Raw genomic sequence first — 16,699 nt, 5'->3', positions numbered from 1 at the left:
TAATCGTGTGCCTTTTTCGTGCTTTTGTTCGGGTCGTTTGTTTGGGTTTAACCGCATTAGGCACGCACAGTCAGCCCTGTAATCCGCATATTTCCACAGTGCAAATAAAAAACCCGATTATTCGGGTTTTACGAACATTAATTGTTTGTTGTATCGTAACGATCCAAATGCCAGGTTTTGATCAGTGCGATCAGCTTGCTCGGGTAATCAGGATCGGTCGCATAGCCATCGGTTTGTAGCGCCTTAGCCGCTTCTTGATAGGTCTTGGCGGCCACGACATCGCGGTATTGCGCGGCATTCCAGCGCGTCCCGTTCACGAACAACAACGCGTGGGCCTTCATCGACGCCTGGTCGCTGGGATACACCGCAAACCGGGCGTTGACCGTCTCCCACTTGCCGTTCACATACTCTTTGGTCGTCATCACCTGACTGGCCTTGGGGTCGTTGGACTTGATGCCAAACAAATTGTGGTAATCGACCGCCAAGCTACTTTGGCCCCAGTTAGACTCCAAGATTGCTTGCGCCAAGGTGATGCTAGGCAAGATGCCATATGTGGTTTGCAACTCTTGGGCATAAGGGGCCAGGCGCTGGATGAACGCCTGCTTGCTCGATTGGGCCTCAGAAGATTGGGTCTCTTCACGGCCGGTTTGGGCGGCCAGGCGTTGGCAGCTCACCACCAACACACTCACGGTCAACACGAGCAACAGTACCCAGATCACTGCCGGCAGTCGTGGTTTACGATGTCCTTTGCGCCGTCGCGCCATTCAATCCCTCACTTTTTAGGCGCGTCAAGTTGATCTTGCGCCCAGGTCAATAGGTCTAACTGTTCGGTTTGCAGCTGTTTAGCCACCTTGGTTGGCACCACAAAATCGAGGATATCGACCAGCCCGTGCACGCCGTAGTCTTGCCGCAGTTGCAGGTGCACGCTGACCTCATCGCCGCCGCGCGGTTGCTTGACGTAGCTGGTAGTGAGGTTCGGGCTCTTCAACCATTCCTTGGCGATCAGCATTTTGGCGGTCTGGTAGCGCTCGGCCAAACTCCCGGCTTCAGGCGTCGTCGTCTGCATCACCGCGAGTTTCTGGGCCAGCATCCATTCATAGTCTGTGAATAAGTAGCGCAGCTGTTCACGCTGTTTAGGCAACAAGGCCGCCTGGTTGGCCAAGATTGCCGCCGTGGGAATGTGCATGACCGACTCTAACACCTTGGCGCTGCCGTCGCGCTGTTGCAAAACCAACGCTGCTAATTCAATCAATTGCGTATCATCCAACACAGTCACCTCCATATTTTATGATACCATGTCCCAACTTGCGATACCGCGTTGTTAACGATTTTTAATCAATCTTCGCCAGACTAAAAAAGCCACGCCTGGGGTTGACCACGCGCAGCTTTTCGGTTGCTCACAAAGCTTATATTAGTCTTTATTGACGTTAACGGCTTGCGGGCCACGATCGCTTTGTTCAACTTCGAAGGTCACACCTTGGCCTTCTTCAAGCGTCTTGTAGCCATCGCCTTGAATGGCGGAAAAGTGGACGAAAACGTCAGAACCGTCTTCGCGAGTGATAAAACCGTAACCTTTTTCAGCGTTGAACCACTTAACTGTACCATGTTCCATGAGAACAATCCTCCTTGCGCATGTTGCGCGAATCATAATATTGCATTTTTCTGTTTGGTCTAAGTGGAAGAAGTTCAGGAACCTAACAACCACACCATTCAAAAAAGTACAAATTAAGTTTAACATGCTGTCAAGACGGCATCAAGAAAGACGCTCGAGCGATTTGGCGATAACGGGTGACGCTAGCAATTCAACAAAGTTTACGCTAGGATGAATGTAAATCTTACTTTCGGAGGCCAACTTATGAAGAAGCTGTGGATTCCTTTGCTCGGCTTGGCGCTGCTGTTGAGCGCCTGCACGCCGCGTTTTGATCAAAAGAGCCAGCTCAAAGATAACAGCACCACGGTGATCGCCCAAGTGGCCGCTGAAAGTCGTGCCATTCAGACCATCAACACTCAGGTCGGCGACTTCCCGGCCACCTTCACACAGGCTTATGGCGCCAACGCCAACACCGATTTTCAAAACACCGGCGCCGTCAGCGAGTTGATCACCAAGCGCGAAAACGCCTACCAGAAGCTGGAAAAAGCGCAAAACGAATTAGAAGCCGCCACCAACCGTCTGACCAAGATTGCCAACCAAAACAGCCCGGACCTGCCCAAGGCCGAGGTCCATCAAGTCTTGACGACGTTGCGGCTGGCCAAGCTCGACCACAAGACATTTGACGCCTATTACAAAGAACTGACCAGCGCCGAAGATGAATTCTTCAACAACGTCGCCGCAAACGCAAGCGATAAAGACAGCATTGAAGACGCCTTGACTCAGCTCAATCAATACGATAGCTCCTTGAGTCAACAAGCCGATATCGTGCAGGCCAACCTGCAATCCGTCACCGCAGACGCCCAAGCCTTACAAAAAGCCGTCGCCAAGATGCCATAACCCAAAAAACAAAAGCCGTGCGCACTTTGCGCACGGCTTTTTTCAATGTTCACGTTAGCGTTTGAAGCGCATGAGCACCTGCCCGAGCAACGGGACAATGATCCCTGCCATCGTCGCTTCGGCAACGGCGTTGATGGCAAGCGCTGCGATCAACAGCCAGCCGAGGTTGCTGGCGTCAGCACCGGCTACCACCGCGTTAGCGTTATGGGCGAAGAAGACCCAGGTCAAGGCAATCACCAAACTCGTGTTAGTCAACGCCCCGGCGACGCCGGCACAAACCATTTTGATGGTCGCAATCACATCGCGTTGGTGGGACTTGGCGATGTGGTTAAAGATCAAGGCCGCCACGATCCCGACCATGATCCGTGGCAAGATCGCGATCAGCGGATTGCGGAACAACAAGATCGTCACGGGATCAGTCGCGTCGGTGTAAGCTTTGATCAGGCTGATGACACCCCACAAGGCACCTAAACCGGCCCCACCGCGGACACCAAGCAACACCCCACCTAAAATAACCGTCAGATGAATCGTCGAGATCGCCGGCCAGGCGGGAAAGATCCGGATGTAGCCGATCATCGGAATATAGGCTTGCATAATAATCAACGCCCCGAGAATCCCCAGAATGCTGATTGTGTATGCGGAGCTTTTGCGCGTCATGTATTTCCTCCAGTCGCGACGATCAGTCTGTCGACGGGCGATTCGGGTCAACTTCACCTTCATGGACACGTTGAATGATCGGCGCAAGATATTTTTTTTCAGCTTCGTGCCGTGCTGCCACGGCGTCTTTGAAGTCAATGAATTGCTTATTCAAGACCAATCGTCCTTTGAGAAACAACCTGGCATTCCACTTGGCGGTTTGGCGATCAAACGACACCCCGATCACCCCAGAACGATTCGTGGAACGCAGCTTCGTCACCGCGGCGAGGTTGACCCCTTCGCTATGTTGAAATTGGCCGCGCTGACCCATCTGCGCGCGCGTCTTGGGATTTTCCATGATCGCTTTGCGCATATATTCGCGCCGATAACACCCACAGCTAGTCGTCGTGCCTTTGCGCAACCGATACCCATCGACGACCGTGGTGTTGCCACACGCACACCGACACAGCCACCGCGCGTTACCGTTTTTGGCGGCTCCAGCATATTCCACAACGGTCAGGCGTCCAAACGTTTGGCCTGTAAGATCCATTTGCTTCATAAGCTCACACTTCCTTGTTGACGTTTTCCCCACTCATATATTGACCGATGGCATAGTCGTTTGTCAAGGAAGTTGCAATCGGCAAAACCTGATCAAATCATCATTGTAAGCGCAACAAGGGTTTGCGGCTTACACTAACCAAAATCATGTCACGCGATCGGTTTTTCGCTTATTTGATTGGTTATTTGCTCGAAAGCCACAACCCCACCAGCGTCAGCGCGGCACCGCAAAGCAGCGACCACGTCAGCGGCTCGTGGAGTATCCATGCGGAAAACAACAAGGTCACGACCGGCACCAGATAGATGTAAACGCTGCTTCTCACCGTACCCAGGCGCTTCACCGCGATATTCCACGTGACAAAACACAGCGCACACGCGCCTAACCCCAGATACAAGAAGTTGCCCAGGTTGACCGGTTGTAACAACGTCGCTAACTTGAGGTCGACGCCAACCCCCAATGCCAGCGGCACCATAAACACCAGCCCGTAAAAGAACACGTGCCGTGTCGCCACAACCACGTCCGTGGCGATCTCTCCGATCTTGGTGGTCAAGATTGAATACACCGCCCAGGCCAACGCCGCCAACGCTGCCAGCGCGTCGCCTAACAGCCCGCCATGCCCAGACCCAGGATTGCTGATCAACATCACCCCGCTGATGGCAACGACAAACCCCAGATAAAACCACAGACTCGGGCGCTTGGACTTCAAGAACAGGGTCGCCAACAACGCTGTGAAAAAAGGTGAAATCGTGACGATGACCCCGACGTGGCTCGCGGTCGTTTGCGTCAAGGCGATATTTTCCAGCAGATAATACACCGTGATGCCAGACAAGCCGGCGGCCACAAACCACCATTCTTGCCGCGGCCGCGCCAGGTGCAGCCTTTTCGGCCGGCAGAGCCACAACGCCGCATAGCCAAGCACGAAGCGCGTCAGCAAGATCGTCACCGGCGAGAAGCTGACCAGCAAGAGCTTCGTTGATACAAACGTCGTCCCCCAGATCAAAATGGTCATACTGGCAGCAATGTGCCCGCCTAGCTGTCGTTTGTTCAATATTTTCACCTCTTCACAAACATAAAAAAATCCCTCAGCTTTTCAGCCGAGGGATTATTGTTATTAATTGATTCTCGATGCGGGTAAGAAGACTCGAACTTCCACGGGCTAAAACGCCCACAAGATCCTTAATCTTGCGCGTCTACCAATTCCGCCATACCCGCATATCTCAATCAAGCACAAGAAATAGTATACGGTCTGAGCCCGCTGGCGTCAACTGTTTTTTGGAAAAACATGTTATAATTCACTCACAAAGGAGTGATCATGATGATTCGCCTCGCCACCACTAAAGATACCGCGGCCATCGCGGCCTTGTACACTCAACTCACCGCGGAAATGGCCGCCCTCGCCCCGGATGTGATCAAACCGCTCGACCAGCCGGCAACGGCCTATTTTCACGACTATTTGCAAGAACCCAATGCCGCGATCTGGGTGGTTGAAGAAGCCCAACAACTCGTCGGTTTTTCGTTGGCGGTTGTCGCCGCGACCAGCAACGAACCCGAGGTCGTCTATCACCGCTTCGCTTATTGCATCGATTTGTTTATCGACGCCACCTGGCGCCGCCACGGGTTTGCGACGGCTTTGATGGCCAAGGCTTTTCAATGGGGCCAAGACCACGATTGTGAATTTCTCCAGCTGAACGTCTTAGGCGCGGATACCGGCGCCCGCCGCTTCTATGAAGCGCTGGGCTTTTTGCCGCAACAACTCACGCTCACCAAGTCCTTAAATCAAGCGTAACTGTCCGCCACAGCGACCACAAGTAAACCGAGTGATATTGATCCGGCGTTGTCGCAAAAACAGCTGTCCGCATCGCTGGCACTGATAGCGGTGCTTGGCGGGTTTGGGCAAGGCCGGTGCAAAGCGCGACCCACCGACCCGGCCCAACAGTTGCTTAAAATCGGCGTCTTTGTGCTGATAGCCGCGCTGGGCACGGTAGAGATGATAGTGACACAGCTCGTGTTTGATGATCGCGATCTGTTGTTCAGCCGAAATCGCGGCAAATAAGTGCGGATTAAAGTCGAGATGCTGGTCTTGCAGGTGGAATCGGCCACCAGTCGTCTTCAGCCGGGCGTTAAACCGCGCGATATTGAGGAACGGCAGCTTGAAGCCGGCCAAAGAGACCTGCTCGACCAGTGCTTGTAGTTCTTGATCTGTCATAGATTCCTTTCTAAAAGAGATGTGCACGACTCCGAATTCATCAAGTCGCGCACATCTCTATTTGCTTGTCTTAATTGTTGTGCGTTTAGCCAAAATACGTCAGTAGGTCTTCGCGCGTCAGTTCGGCCTTGGCCGCCGCGTCATAATCCGCGACAATCCGGCCGGCCGACAAGATCACCAGGCGATTGCCATATTGTAAGGCATCCCCGAGATGGTGTGTGATCATCATGCAGGTCAATTTTTCGCGCGTGACCAGTTTGTCTGTCACTGCCATGATCGCGTCGCTAGTTTTGGGATCCAACGCCGCGGTGTGTTCATCCAGCAACAAGAGCTCCGGCCGCAACAGGGTCGCCATCAACAGACTAAGCGCCTGCCGCTGGCCGCCAGAAAGCTGCTCTGTCGGCTTGTTGAGGGCCTTTTCCAGGCCGTTGCCGGTTTGCGCGGCCAACGCCGCAAAATGCGGCAGCTGCTGGCGCAAGCGTCTTGAGCCTAGCGTCAAACGTTGCCCACGGCGAGAAGCGAGGGCGAGGTTTTCTGCCACCGTCATTCGCGGAGCGGTGCCCATCTTCGGATCCTGGAAGACCCGAGCGATCAACCGCGCGCGCTTTTCCGGTTTCTGGCGGCTGATGTCTTGGCCGGCAAGTGTGATCGTCCCACTGGCCAGCGGGATATCGCCGGTGACGGCGTTAAATAGCGTGGACTTACCTGCGCCGTTAGTCCCCAAAACACAGACGTAATCGCCTGGTGCAAGCGTCAGGTTGATGTCTTGTAGCAGCGGCTTGACGTCTGTATCAACGGCAACATTCACCGCGACGTTGTGTAAGCTTAACTGCGCGTCAGTCATGTGACACCACCCCTTTTTTCAATGTCCGGCGGATCCGCAGGCGATGATCGATCTGCGGTACCGTAATTGCAAGCGCCAGCACGACCGCGGAAATTACCTTGAGATCGTTGGCGTTGAAGCCGAGCTTCAACACGACCAACAAGACGAAGCGGTACAAAATGCTACCTAACACCACCGCCACCAGCCGCTGGCTCAGCGTCAATTCGCCAAACACGACTTCGCCGATGATGATGGCGGCCAGGCCGATAACGATGACCCCGATGCCCATGTTGACATCAGCGTAGCCGTTATTTTGCGCGAGCAAGCCGCCGGCCAAGCCGATCAGGCCGTTGCCGACGACCAGCCCCAACAGCATCTGGCGGTCTGGATCGATGCCCAGACTCCGCGCCATGTCAGGATTGTCGCCGGCAGCGATAAAGGCCTGCCCGATTTGCGTGTTCAAAAACAAGATCAACAAGGTCACGACCACGATCGCGACGATGCCGCCGATGATAACCGAGTCAAAATATGGCGGCATGTCTTGCAACCACTTAGCGCCGAACAGATTCGGTTGATTCAACAGGCTCAGGTTCGCCCGCCCCATCACCCGCAAGTTGATTGAAAACAGCCCGGTCATCACCAAGATCCCGGCCAACAGCACCGGAATGTGCCCTTTGGTCGTCAACAGCCCGGTGATTAAACCTGACAGCATCCCCGCCAGCAAGGCAAACAAGGTCGCCACCAGCGGTGAAAAACCGTGCGCGATCGCCGCTACCGCCACCGCCGCGCCAAACGGGAAGGTGCCTTCGACGGTCATATCCGGAAAATCTAAGATCCGGAAGGTCAAAAACAACCCGATCCCCACCAGACTATACAATAGCCCTTGGCCGATCGCAGATACCCCTAAACTCATCGAATCACCTCCCCATTTTTTTGTGCCTCTTGGATCACGCTGTCTGGCACCGTGATGCCAAGCAGCTTGGCTTGCTTCAGGTTCAAGATCAGCTTCCCAGTTTTCTCAAAATGGATCGGCGTCGTGGCCGGCTGCGATTTGCCAGACAACACATTGGCAACCATCCGGCCGGTTTGCACCCCGAGTTCATACTGGTCTAACCCGATCGTGGCCACACCGCCTTGTTTGACCATGGTGTCGACGGTCGGAAACACCGGGATCTGCTTGGTGTTGGCGACTTGGACCAGCGTCTGCATCGCGCTGGCGATGGTGTTATCCGTGGGCACAAAAATGGCGTCCACCTGCGTCACCATCTCGCCGGCGACTTGGTTCAAGTCGTTGGTCGAGCTGATGGTGAACTGTTTAACTGTAAAGCCGGCTTTTGGCGCCAGCTCCCCTACCATTTTCGCCTGCGTCTGGGCAGAGTCATCACTGGATGTCGAAATCACCCCCAGGGTCTTGGCCTGGGGCATCAAGCGGTGAATCAGCGCCAGTTGCGACTGGATCGGCGCCTGATCGGAAACCCCGGTGATGTTACCGCCGGGATGCGTATTTGACTGCACCAGCTTGGCGCCTTTGGGATCGGTGATCGCCCCGAGGATGATCGGGGTCTTTTTGGTCACATCCGCCAGCGCTTGGGCGGCTGGGGTCGCGATACCGACCATCACCGCCGCGTTTTCATCAGCGAACCGTTCAGACATCGTCTTCAGGTTGCTTTGATCGCCTTCCGCGTTTTGAAAATCGACTTTGACATTTTTGCCAACGGTGTACCCGTTTTGCTTCATCCCGGCGATGATGCCGTGATGGATCGCGTCGAGCGCCGGATGGGTGGTCAACTGCAAGATCCCGACAGTCGGCGTGGCCACCTTCTTAGCTGACTGGGGTTTGCCGGTCACGACGAATGCCGCACCAAGAAACACCACTAACGCCGCAATGAGTGCGAGCATTCGTTTCATGAATCTACCCTCCCGACTATGCCATCAATGAAATCTTTTGAATGTATTTCATCAACCGCGTCGTGGCCACATCCTGATCAGCTTCCGCTTCAGAAAAGGCTTCCTCGTCAAACGCAGATGGGTTGTCATGAAGGCTAGCGACCATCGCCGTGCAGCCATCGACAAAATCAGAAAACGCCGCCGTCAACAGCTTGTGGTTGCCCATCAGCTTCGCGGGAACCTTCACCTTTTGCAGTTGCGTCAGCATCTGTTGATAATGCGTCGTCCCGTCAGCAAACAGCGTCTTGATTGCCGTATAGTCGGCGCCATCAAAATCTGCCATGCTGCCGTCCAGCAGGGCTTTTTTGAGTTCTTCGAATTTCGGACTCATCTTATCTTGTTCCGCTTCTGTGTCGGTGACGACTTGGTTGATCAATTGTGCATAACGTGCAAACTTCTGTTGATTTTTATTCATAAATAATTCCTCCGCTTCTTCTATTTTACCCCAGAAACCCAGGCCTGGCTACGCGCAACGCAAAAGGCGCCGGACGCCCCTTTAATAAAAGGAGTGCCCGACGCCTGATGATTGTGCTTAACGGTGACGCAAACGTTGGAAGAACTTCACGACTTCGACGATGATGATGATTGACACCCCAGCGCCGATGACGACCGCCCATTGTTGCCAAGCCAACGTCGTCACATGGAACAGACCGTTGAAGCCCGGTACCAAGATGGTGAGGGCCAGCAACAGAAACGATACCAAGATCGCCAGGTTGAACGCCTTGTTGCGGAACAGGCCTACCGTGAACAGACTTTGGTGGATCGACTTCACATTAAACGCATGGAAGAGTTGGATCAAGCCCAAGGTGACATAAGCCATTGTCAAGGCATCCGCGTGCATCGCCGCATTGGCGGTGTGGATCGGCCAGGTGATCCCGATATAGTAAACCCCTATCGTCAACAGGCCTTCTAGTAGCCCTTGCCAGATCACTGCTTGGCCGACGCCACCGGAGAAGAAGTTCGACTTCCGGCCGCGCGGTTTCTGCTTCATGATCCCAGGTTCAGTCGGTTCGACCCCTAACGCGATGGCTGGGAACGTATCTGTCACCAGGTTGATCCACAAGATGTGCACCGGTGCAAGGATATCCCAGCCCAGCATCGTCATCATGAACAAGGTCAACACTTCGCCCAAGTTGGCCGACAGCAGATACTGGATACTCTTTTGGATGTTGGAGAACACCTTACGGCCTTCTTCGACGGCTGTGACGATCGTGGAAAAGTTATCATCGGCCAAGACCATGTCTGAAGCGCCTTTAGACACTTCCGTCCCGGTGATGCCCATCCCGATCCCGATGTCAGCAGCTTTCAGGGCTGGCGCGTCGTTGACGCCGTCGCCAGTCATCGCGACGACCTTGCCACGTTTTTGCCAAGCATTGACGATCCGGACTTTGTGTTCCGGCGCAACACGGGCGTAAACCGCGTACTTGTCGACATTGCGATCGAATTCATCATCGCTTTGTTCGTCGAGCTGCGCACCGGTGATTACCGCTTCGTCGTCGCCGGGTTCGATGATACCCAGCCGCGCCGCGATGGCTTCGGCGGTGTCTTGGTGGTCCCCGGTGATCATCATCGGCCGGATGCCGGCGTCTTTGGCCGCCGCCACCGCATCGGCTACTTCAGGCCGTTCCGGATCGATCATCCCGACCAGCCCGGCAAACACCAGATCGTGTTCGACAGTGTCGGAATCGACCGTCACCGGCAAGGTGTCGAGATACTTAAACGCCATGCCCAGCACCCGCAGTGCCTGAGTCGCCATGCCTTTGTTGACCGTCAAAAGTTCTTGGCGGTCGGCTTCGGTGAGGTCTTGTTGGCGCTCACCAAACGCCAACTTGGTCGCGCGTTTGATCAATTGATCCGGCGCGCCTTTGGTAGCAACCAAGAAACGCCCGTCGGCAAGCTGGTGAATGGTCGTCATCAGCTTACGCTCGGAATCAAACGGTACTTCCGCCACCCGCGGCCATTTGGCCAGCTCTGCGGCCAGATCGTACTGCTGCTTCTTGCCATAGGCGACCAGCGCGGTTTCCGTTGGGTCCCCTAACAGCGTGCCGTCTTCTTGGATCTTGGTATCGTTGGCAAAATTCATCACCGTCATCAGCGGGTTACCGCCGGCAATGCCATCGGCCGCGTCGTGCAGCTGGCCGTCATAATAAACTTTTTCGACGGTCATCTTGTTCTGCGTCAGCGTCCCGGTTTTATCCGATGCGATGATTTCCGTCGAGCCCAAAGTTTCCACCGCCGGCAGCTTGCGGACCAGCGCCCGGCGCTTGGCCATCTTCTGGGTCCCCAGCGCCAAGATGATCGTCACGATCGCCGGCAAGCCTTCAGGAATCGCGGCCACCGCCAGCGAAATCGCGGTCAAAAACATTTCCGGCAGGCTCGCGGCGTGACGCCAGATCCCAACGCCAAAAACGATTGCCGCAATGATCAAGATCATGATGGTCAAGGTTTTCCCGAGCTGACTCAAGTTGGCTTGAAGCGGCGTCGTCGTTTCTTCTGCGGCGTTGATCATGCCGGCAATGCGACCCACTTCAGTCACCATCCCGATGGCGACCACGACCCCAACGCCGCGGCCGTATGTGATGTTGGCGTTCATGAACGCCATGTTCGTGCGGTCGCCGATCCCGATGTGATCGCCGGACAAGGTTTCAGCAGTTTTTTCCACCGGCACCGATTCGCCGGTCAAGGCGGATTCTTCGATCTTCAAGTTGGCGGATTCGATCAAGCGCATATCGGCCGGTACGACATCCCCGGCTTCGACCAAGACGATGTCGCCGACAACCAGTTCAGAACTGGGAATCGTCACCACCTGGCCGCCACGTCGGACATGCGCATCTGGCGTGGCCATCTCCGCCAAGGCATCGATGGCTTCTTCAGCCTTGCTTTCTTGAAACACCCCGAAGATCGCGTTTAAGATCACCACGGCCAAAATGATCCCGGCGTCTGCCCATTCATGGACGATGAACCCGGCGATCAAAGCCGCCACCAGCAGCACAATGATCATGAAATCTTTGAACTGATCCAAGAAGCGCTGAAGTAGCGTTTTTTTCTCGCCTTTGGCCAGGCTGTTAGGGCCATTTTGCTCAAGGCGTGTCTTGGCCTCTTGCACAGACAACCCGGTTTGGGTATCGGTGTGGAGCTGTTCAACAACGGTTTGGGCTGATTGCGCGTATGCTGGTCGTTCGGTCATATCAATTCCTCCTTAGTGGTTGCGTCCGCCTGGGTAAAAAAAGAGACCCACGGACTGCGGCTGCAGTTCATAAGTCTCACTAATTAAGGCAACACCAGCTATCAACTTGTTGGTGATGTTGCCGCGGCTGAACCGCTAGTTACTCCCTTATGTGACAAGTTTAGTATACCTGAACACCAGTACGGGACGCAAGCGTTTTGCCGCGCCTATTTCCAAAAATCATCAAAAATAGTTATCGGAAGATGACGTTTGTGCTGAGAGCGCTGGTACCAGCCTTCGATCGTTTGGGCGGCATGGTCGCTGACCTGCTTGCCTTCTAAGTAATCATCGATGTCGCGATAGCTGACCCCGAGCGCTTCCTCATCTGGCAAGGCCGGCCGGTCTTCTTCCAGATCGGCTGTCGGTGCTTTTTCATACAAGTGAGCCGGCGCGCCAAGCGCCTTCAACATTGCCGCGCCTTGGCGCTTGTTCAACCGCCAAAGCGGCGTGACGTCGGCGCCACCGTCACCAAACTTGGTGTAAAAGCCGGTGACGGCTTCTGCAGCATGGTCGGTGCCGACAACAACGCCGGCGTTGGCCCCAGCGATCGCATACTGGGCGATCATCCGGGCCCGTGCTTTAATGTTGCCTTTGTTAAAGTCTGACACGATCAGGTCGTTGGCTTCCACCGCCGCTACCATCGCATCGACGCTTTGTTGAATGTTGACCCGCACGGTTTTGTCCGCGTGCATGAACGCAATGGCGGCCATCGCGTCGGCTTCATCGGCCTGTTCGCCGTATGGCAGACGCACGGCAATGAACTGATAACTGTCATCGCCAGTTTCTGCGCGCAACTCTTGCACCGCTTTTTCGGCCAGGGTGCCGGCAAGCGTTGAATCCTGGCCGCCGGAGATGCCTAATACCAATGTTTTCAATCCGGCATAGTGGCTTAAATAAGCCTTCAAGAAATCAACCGAACGACGGATCTCCGCCTGCGGATCGATCGTGGGTTGCACGTGAAGCGCAGAGATGATTTCAGCTTGTAATGGACGCATATTGTGGTTCCTCCTTAAACGCATGTACTCGATTCATCATACGCCTTTGGCCCGGCCGCACGCAACGCTTGCCGTCAGCAATGCTGACAACGCGCAAGCTAAAGCGTCGGCAAGGCAGGCTTGCTGAAGTAATAGCCTTGAAACAGCTGGATCCCCAGCGTGTCATGTGCGTAGGCCACTTCGTCCGCATTTTCCACGCCTTCGAGAATGAAATCCAGATGCGCGTCTTTGGCGACCTCGGTCCAAAACGCGATCCGTTCGCGCATTTTTGCTTGATCGTTGGTTTGGCGCAGGTTTTGCATCGCAAACTTGACGCCGTCGACATACGGCAACAGGTCTTGCACCACCTCGTAAGAGTTATCGCTGCCGACGTCATCGATATCGATCCGCACGCCGTTGGCCCGGTAGATCGCGGTGATCTTGCGCGTCGTGGCAAAATCGGGCACGTCGGTGATCTCGACAGTCATCTCATCGGGCCCTTCGTCACTGCGACTGAACGCCGTCAGCTTTTCAGCGACTTCTTCCGAGCTGAACTGTTTAGTCGTCAGGTTGATCGCCAAACGCCGGGTGCTCGACACCGCCAACGCCTTTTGCATCAGGCTGATCTGGGTTTCCGCCGAGATGTCAAACATGTCTGGCAAGACCCAATGATCGTGCTCGTGATCAAATAGGCGTAATAATAACTCGTTGCGATAACGCTCGGGCCGGTCGTCGCCGTCGAGTCGCATGATGCCTTGGGTGAAATAAGAATAAGTGGCGATCAGATCATGCGTGGCACGCGTGTGAATGGTCTCGCCTTCCACCGTGATCGTGTCCCGGCCGGCATGTTTGGACAGATACAGATTATCATCGGCCCGCTTATAGGTATCATCGATGGTCTGATCGCTGTCTCGACGCGCGGTCATCCCCATCGAAACCGTGACGGCAATGTCGGCGCCTTCGTATTGATAATGCGCCTTGCGCACCGCATCCCAACAAGCGGTGATGATCGGGATCACGGCTTCCGGTTTTTGATTGGGAAAAACAATGTTGAATTCTTCCCCACCGGTGCGATAGATCTGATGGTTGTCGCCATACTGCGCCAAGACGTCAGACAGTGTGGTCGCCACCCCGATCAAGACCTCGTTGCCTGCCAGGTGCCCGTAATGGTCATTGATCTGTTTAAAATGATCAATGTCTAACGCCACCAACGACAGCGGCCGCCTGTCAGCCCTGGCATGATCAAACATCTGGGTGAGATCGCGTTGATACAGCGAATAGGTCTTGGCATTGGTCAACTGATCGTAATTGGCGATCTGCCGCAGCCGTTTGTTGTGGAGCGCCGCATCGTGTTCTTGAATCCAAAGTCCTGCCGCCATGCTGGCCACCAAGATATACATCAAGATGCACCGCACCATGATAAATACGCGGTCTTGCGGCGCGGAAAATGCCGGCAACAGCACCCAGAAAATGACGCCGGTATAAGTAAACACCCCCATCGACGCCCACAGGTGATGGCGGATCTGTTCGTGCCACAAGCGCATGACCACGATACCGATGGCAAGCAGCACCAGCGACAAGGCAAACGTCGGGTGGGTCCAGTTGGCACTGTAATGCATCGTCCAGACAAGCAACAACCCGCCAATGCGCACGGCCAGCTCGCCCCAAGAGATCCCGTCATCCAGCAACGGGAAAACCAGCAAAAACAAACCCACATTGTGAAACATCACGCTGTTACTACCGACTAGATACCCCATCATATGTAAGATCAACCCGGTTCCAAGCGACAACGCCATCAAGCCAATCCGCGCGATCCAGCGCTGAGTTTTTGACCGCGGCGAAGCAAACGCGATCCCGTAAATATTTTGATAATGGCCGACAAACCCTGAGGTGAAAAACACCGCCACCAACAGCTGGGCAAACCACAACATCCATGGCACCTTTTGCAGGTGCATGACCATCGTCAGATGGACCCCAAGCATATCCATTGTCATTTTCCCGCCCTCCAATCTGGTTACAGGATACGCCAAGTCTACCTGATTGTATAGACACCCACACAAACGAAAAACCCCGACCACCACCTGCAAAACAGGCTGATCGAGGTTTTCACACGGCAGCATCCCTAACGCATCGTGTTAGGCTTGGCGCCAGTTGACTTTTTCTTTGATGCGGCGGATGATTGCCATCTTGTTATCCCAGGCCGCTTGGGACAAGTCGACCGGATAATCTTGCGGGTTCAACACGCGGGTGTATTCATCCCACAGCGATTCAACACACTTCATCGCAAACTCACGGATATCGACCAAGGCCGGCAGTTGATAAACCAGCTCGCCTTGATCAAAAATCGTCTGTAACAGCGGCCGCGCGTCAAAATCGCGTACGGTTTTGTTGATGTAGGTGAAGTTGGGATGGAACATGTACAACGAATCCAGACTTTGGACGTCTTCATAGGCCAAAGCGACATAGTCCCCTTCGGATTTGCCGTTGGCATGGCGCGTGATCCGCCAGACTTGTTTCTTCCCAGGCGTCGACACCTTTTCCGCGTTGCTCGACAGCTTGATCGTGTCGGCCATCTCGCCGTGCTCGTCTTCGATCGAAACCAGCTTGTACACCGCGCCCAAAGCCGGGTGGTCGAAGGCGGTGATTACCTTCGTGCCGACGCCCCAGGTATCGATCTTGGCGCCTTGCATCTTCAGGTTTTGGATCGTGTTTTCATCCAAATCGTTGGACGCGACGATCTTGGTGTCGGTGAAACCGGCAGCGTCGAGTTGTTGGCGCACGCGCTTGGAAATATACGCCATATCCCCGGAATCGATCCGCACGCCTTGGAAGTCGATCTTGTCGCCCATTTCCTTGGCCACGCGAATCGCGGCCGGCACCCCGGAACGCAAGGTATCGTAGGTATCGACTAAAAACGTCACGTCGTGGTTGACCTCAGCGTAGGCCTTGAACGCCGTGTAGTCGTCTTGGTACGCCTGCACCAGCGAATGCGCGTGGGTCCCAGAAATCGGGATGCCGAACACCTTGCCGGCTCGCACGTTGCTAGTCGCGTTGAAGCCGCCGATGAACGCCGCGCGGGTCCCCCACATCGCAGCGCTGGTTTCTTGCGCACGCCGGGTACCGAATTCCATCAATGGGTCATCCCCGACGACTGCGCGGATCCGCGCCGCCTTGGTCGCCACCAGGGTCTGGTAATTCACCATGTTCAAGATGGCCGTTTCCACCAGTTGGCCTTGGGCAAGCGGGCCTTCCACCTGCAAGATGGGTTCGTTATTGAACACGAGATCCCCTTCGACTGCAGAACGCACCGTTGCGGTGAATTTCAAGTCGCGCAGATAATCCAGGAATTCTTGCGGGTACTCGGTCACCTCTTGGAGATAAGCGATGTCGGAATCGGAAAAATGCAGATCCTGCAGATACTTCACCACGTGTTCCAACCCGGCAAACACTGCAAAGCCACTACCGAACGGCAAATCGCGGAAGTACACTTCAAACACCGCTTTTTTCTCGGCAATGCCTTGTTTCCAATAGGTATACATCATATTCAGTTCGTAAAAATCGGTGTGGAGCGCGAGTCCGTCATCTTTGTATGTCATGTCTCTACCTTTCGTCTGCGTAATTACGCAATGGCAATAAGTTTAATGGCTCTATTCTACCTCGTTGGCCGCGCAAGCGCAAAAGGACTGTGATAAAAGGCGGTTTTCGTCTATAACCCTGGATTATTCACCTCGGTATTTGGGACATGAAATCGCATCTGGCCGGTCTGAAAGCAACGTTTGGAGCGTTGCGAATACTGACTGAGCGGAGAAGTTGGTGATCGATGCACCACGAACAGACCGA

General features: G+C 54.6%; 17 protein-coding genes and 1 tRNA gene. 2 read left to right on the top strand and 16 right to left on the bottom strand.

Annotated elements, in window-relative coordinates; genetic code table 11:
* Positions 1-137: 137 nt before the first annotated feature.
* The 3 genes from ACYVRB_RS02800 to ACYVRB_RS02790 all read right to left on the bottom strand — a co-directional run bounded on the left by ACYVRB_RS02800 (position 138) and on the right by ACYVRB_RS02790 (position 1,612).
* On the bottom strand, positions 138-764 hold the full coding sequence (locus tag ACYVRB_RS02800) for a glycoside hydrolase family 73 protein (RefSeq protein ID WP_461213418.1): 627 nt from the start codon (positions 762-764) through the stop codon (positions 138-140).
* 8 nt (positions 765-772) lie between these two features.
* Complete coding sequence (locus tag ACYVRB_RS02795) at positions 773-1,267, bottom strand: hypothetical protein (RefSeq protein WP_461213417.1); 495 nt, start codon at positions 1,265-1,267, stop codon at positions 773-775.
* Positions 1,268-1,411: 144 nt separating this feature from the next.
* Positions 1,412-1,612: a cold-shock protein gene (locus ACYVRB_RS02790; protein ID WP_461213415.1), complete on the bottom strand. Its 201-nt coding sequence runs from the start codon at positions 1,610-1,612 to the stop codon at positions 1,412-1,414.
* A 243-nt stretch (positions 1,613-1,855) separates the two neighbouring features.
* Here ACYVRB_RS02790 and ACYVRB_RS02785 point away from each other — a divergent pair, with 243 nt between their 5' ends.
* A complete protein-coding gene (locus ACYVRB_RS02785) occupies positions 1,856-2,488 on the top strand; it encodes a YkyA family protein (RefSeq protein ID WP_461213414.1) in 633 nt (210 codons plus the stop codon).
* A 54-nt stretch (positions 2,489-2,542) separates the two neighbouring features.
* Here the strand turns inward: ACYVRB_RS02785 and ACYVRB_RS02780 are convergent, their stop codons facing one another.
* The 4 genes from ACYVRB_RS02780 to ACYVRB_RS02765 all read right to left on the bottom strand — a co-directional run bounded on the left by ACYVRB_RS02780 (position 2,543) and on the right by ACYVRB_RS02765 (position 4,895).
* Positions 2,543-3,145 (bottom strand): ECF transporter S component, encoded by a 603-nt coding sequence (locus ACYVRB_RS02780; RefSeq protein WP_461213412.1) that lies wholly within the window; start codon positions 3,143-3,145, stop codon positions 2,543-2,545.
* Between the two features lie 22 nt (positions 3,146-3,167).
* On the bottom strand, positions 3,168-3,683 hold the full coding sequence (locus tag ACYVRB_RS02775; RefSeq protein WP_461213410.1) for an alcohol dehydrogenase: 516 nt from the start codon (positions 3,681-3,683) through the stop codon (positions 3,168-3,170).
* A gap of 181 nt (positions 3,684-3,864) precedes the next feature.
* Positions 3,865-4,731: a DMT family transporter gene (locus ACYVRB_RS02770; protein ID WP_461213409.1), complete on the bottom strand. Its 867-nt coding sequence runs from the start codon at positions 4,729-4,731 to the stop codon at positions 3,865-3,867.
* 78 nt (positions 4,732-4,809) lie between these two features.
* Positions 4,810-4,895, bottom strand: a tRNA-Leu gene (locus tag ACYVRB_RS02765).
* Positions 4,896-4,995: 100 nt separating this feature from the next.
* Here ACYVRB_RS02765 and ACYVRB_RS02760 point away from each other — a divergent pair.
* Positions 4,996-5,469, top strand: a complete 474-nt coding sequence (locus ACYVRB_RS02760; protein ID WP_461213408.1) for a GNAT family N-acetyltransferase — start codon at positions 4,996-4,998, stop codon at positions 5,467-5,469.
* Here the strand turns inward: ACYVRB_RS02760 and ACYVRB_RS02755 are convergent.
* From ACYVRB_RS02755 to ACYVRB_RS02715, 9 genes are all read right to left on the bottom strand, one after another.
* Complete coding sequence (locus tag ACYVRB_RS02755) at positions 5,455-5,889, bottom strand: SprT family protein (RefSeq protein WP_461213407.1); 435 nt, start codon at positions 5,887-5,889, stop codon at positions 5,455-5,457. The two genes, ACYVRB_RS02760 and ACYVRB_RS02755, sit on opposite strands and share 15 nt — an antisense overlap.
* 85 nt (positions 5,890-5,974) lie before the next feature.
* A complete protein-coding gene (locus ACYVRB_RS02750) occupies positions 5,975-6,733 on the bottom strand; it encodes an ABC transporter ATP-binding protein (RefSeq protein ID WP_461213405.1) in 759 nt (252 codons plus the stop codon).
* A complete protein-coding gene (locus ACYVRB_RS02745) occupies positions 6,726-7,625 on the bottom strand; it encodes an ABC transporter permease (protein WP_461213404.1) in 900 nt (299 codons plus the stop codon). Before ACYVRB_RS02745 ends, ACYVRB_RS02750 begins: the two co-directional genes overlap by 8 nt.
* Positions 7,622-8,620, bottom strand: a complete 999-nt coding sequence (gene trpX / locus ACYVRB_RS02740) for a tryptophan ABC transporter substrate-binding protein (RefSeq protein ID WP_461213403.1) — start codon at positions 8,618-8,620, stop codon at positions 7,622-7,624. The genes ACYVRB_RS02745 and trpX overlap by 4 nt, the downstream gene beginning before the upstream one ends.
* Before the next feature lie 16 nt (positions 8,621-8,636).
* The gene (locus ACYVRB_RS02735; protein WP_461213402.1) at positions 8,637-9,074 is read right to left on the bottom strand and encodes a hypothetical protein; all 438 of its coding nucleotides are present in this window, start codon (positions 9,072-9,074) and stop codon (positions 8,637-8,639) included.
* A 117-nt stretch (positions 9,075-9,191) separates the two neighbouring features.
* On the bottom strand, positions 9,192-11,846 hold the full coding sequence (locus ACYVRB_RS02730; RefSeq protein ID WP_461213401.1) for a cation-translocating P-type ATPase: 2,655 nt from the start codon (positions 11,844-11,846) through the stop codon (positions 9,192-9,194).
* A 206-nt stretch (positions 11,847-12,052) separates the two neighbouring features.
* Positions 12,053-12,880, bottom strand: a complete 828-nt coding sequence (gene nadE / locus ACYVRB_RS02725) for an ammonia-dependent NAD(+) synthetase (RefSeq protein ID WP_461213400.1) — start codon at positions 12,878-12,880, stop codon at positions 12,053-12,055.
* A gap of 98 nt (positions 12,881-12,978) precedes the next feature.
* Positions 12,979-14,853, bottom strand: a complete 1,875-nt coding sequence (locus ACYVRB_RS02720; protein WP_461213399.1) for a diguanylate cyclase domain-containing protein — start codon at positions 14,851-14,853, stop codon at positions 12,979-12,981.
* 141 nt (positions 14,854-14,994) lie between these two features.
* Complete coding sequence (locus ACYVRB_RS02715) at positions 14,995-16,455, bottom strand: nicotinate phosphoribosyltransferase (RefSeq protein ID WP_461213398.1); 1,461 nt, start codon at positions 16,453-16,455, stop codon at positions 14,995-14,997.
* Positions 16,456-16,699 lie beyond the last annotated feature (244 nt).

This window comes from Lacticaseibacillus boliensis (assembly GCF_054784775.1).
This window is presented reverse-complemented; position numbering and strand designations above follow the sequence as displayed.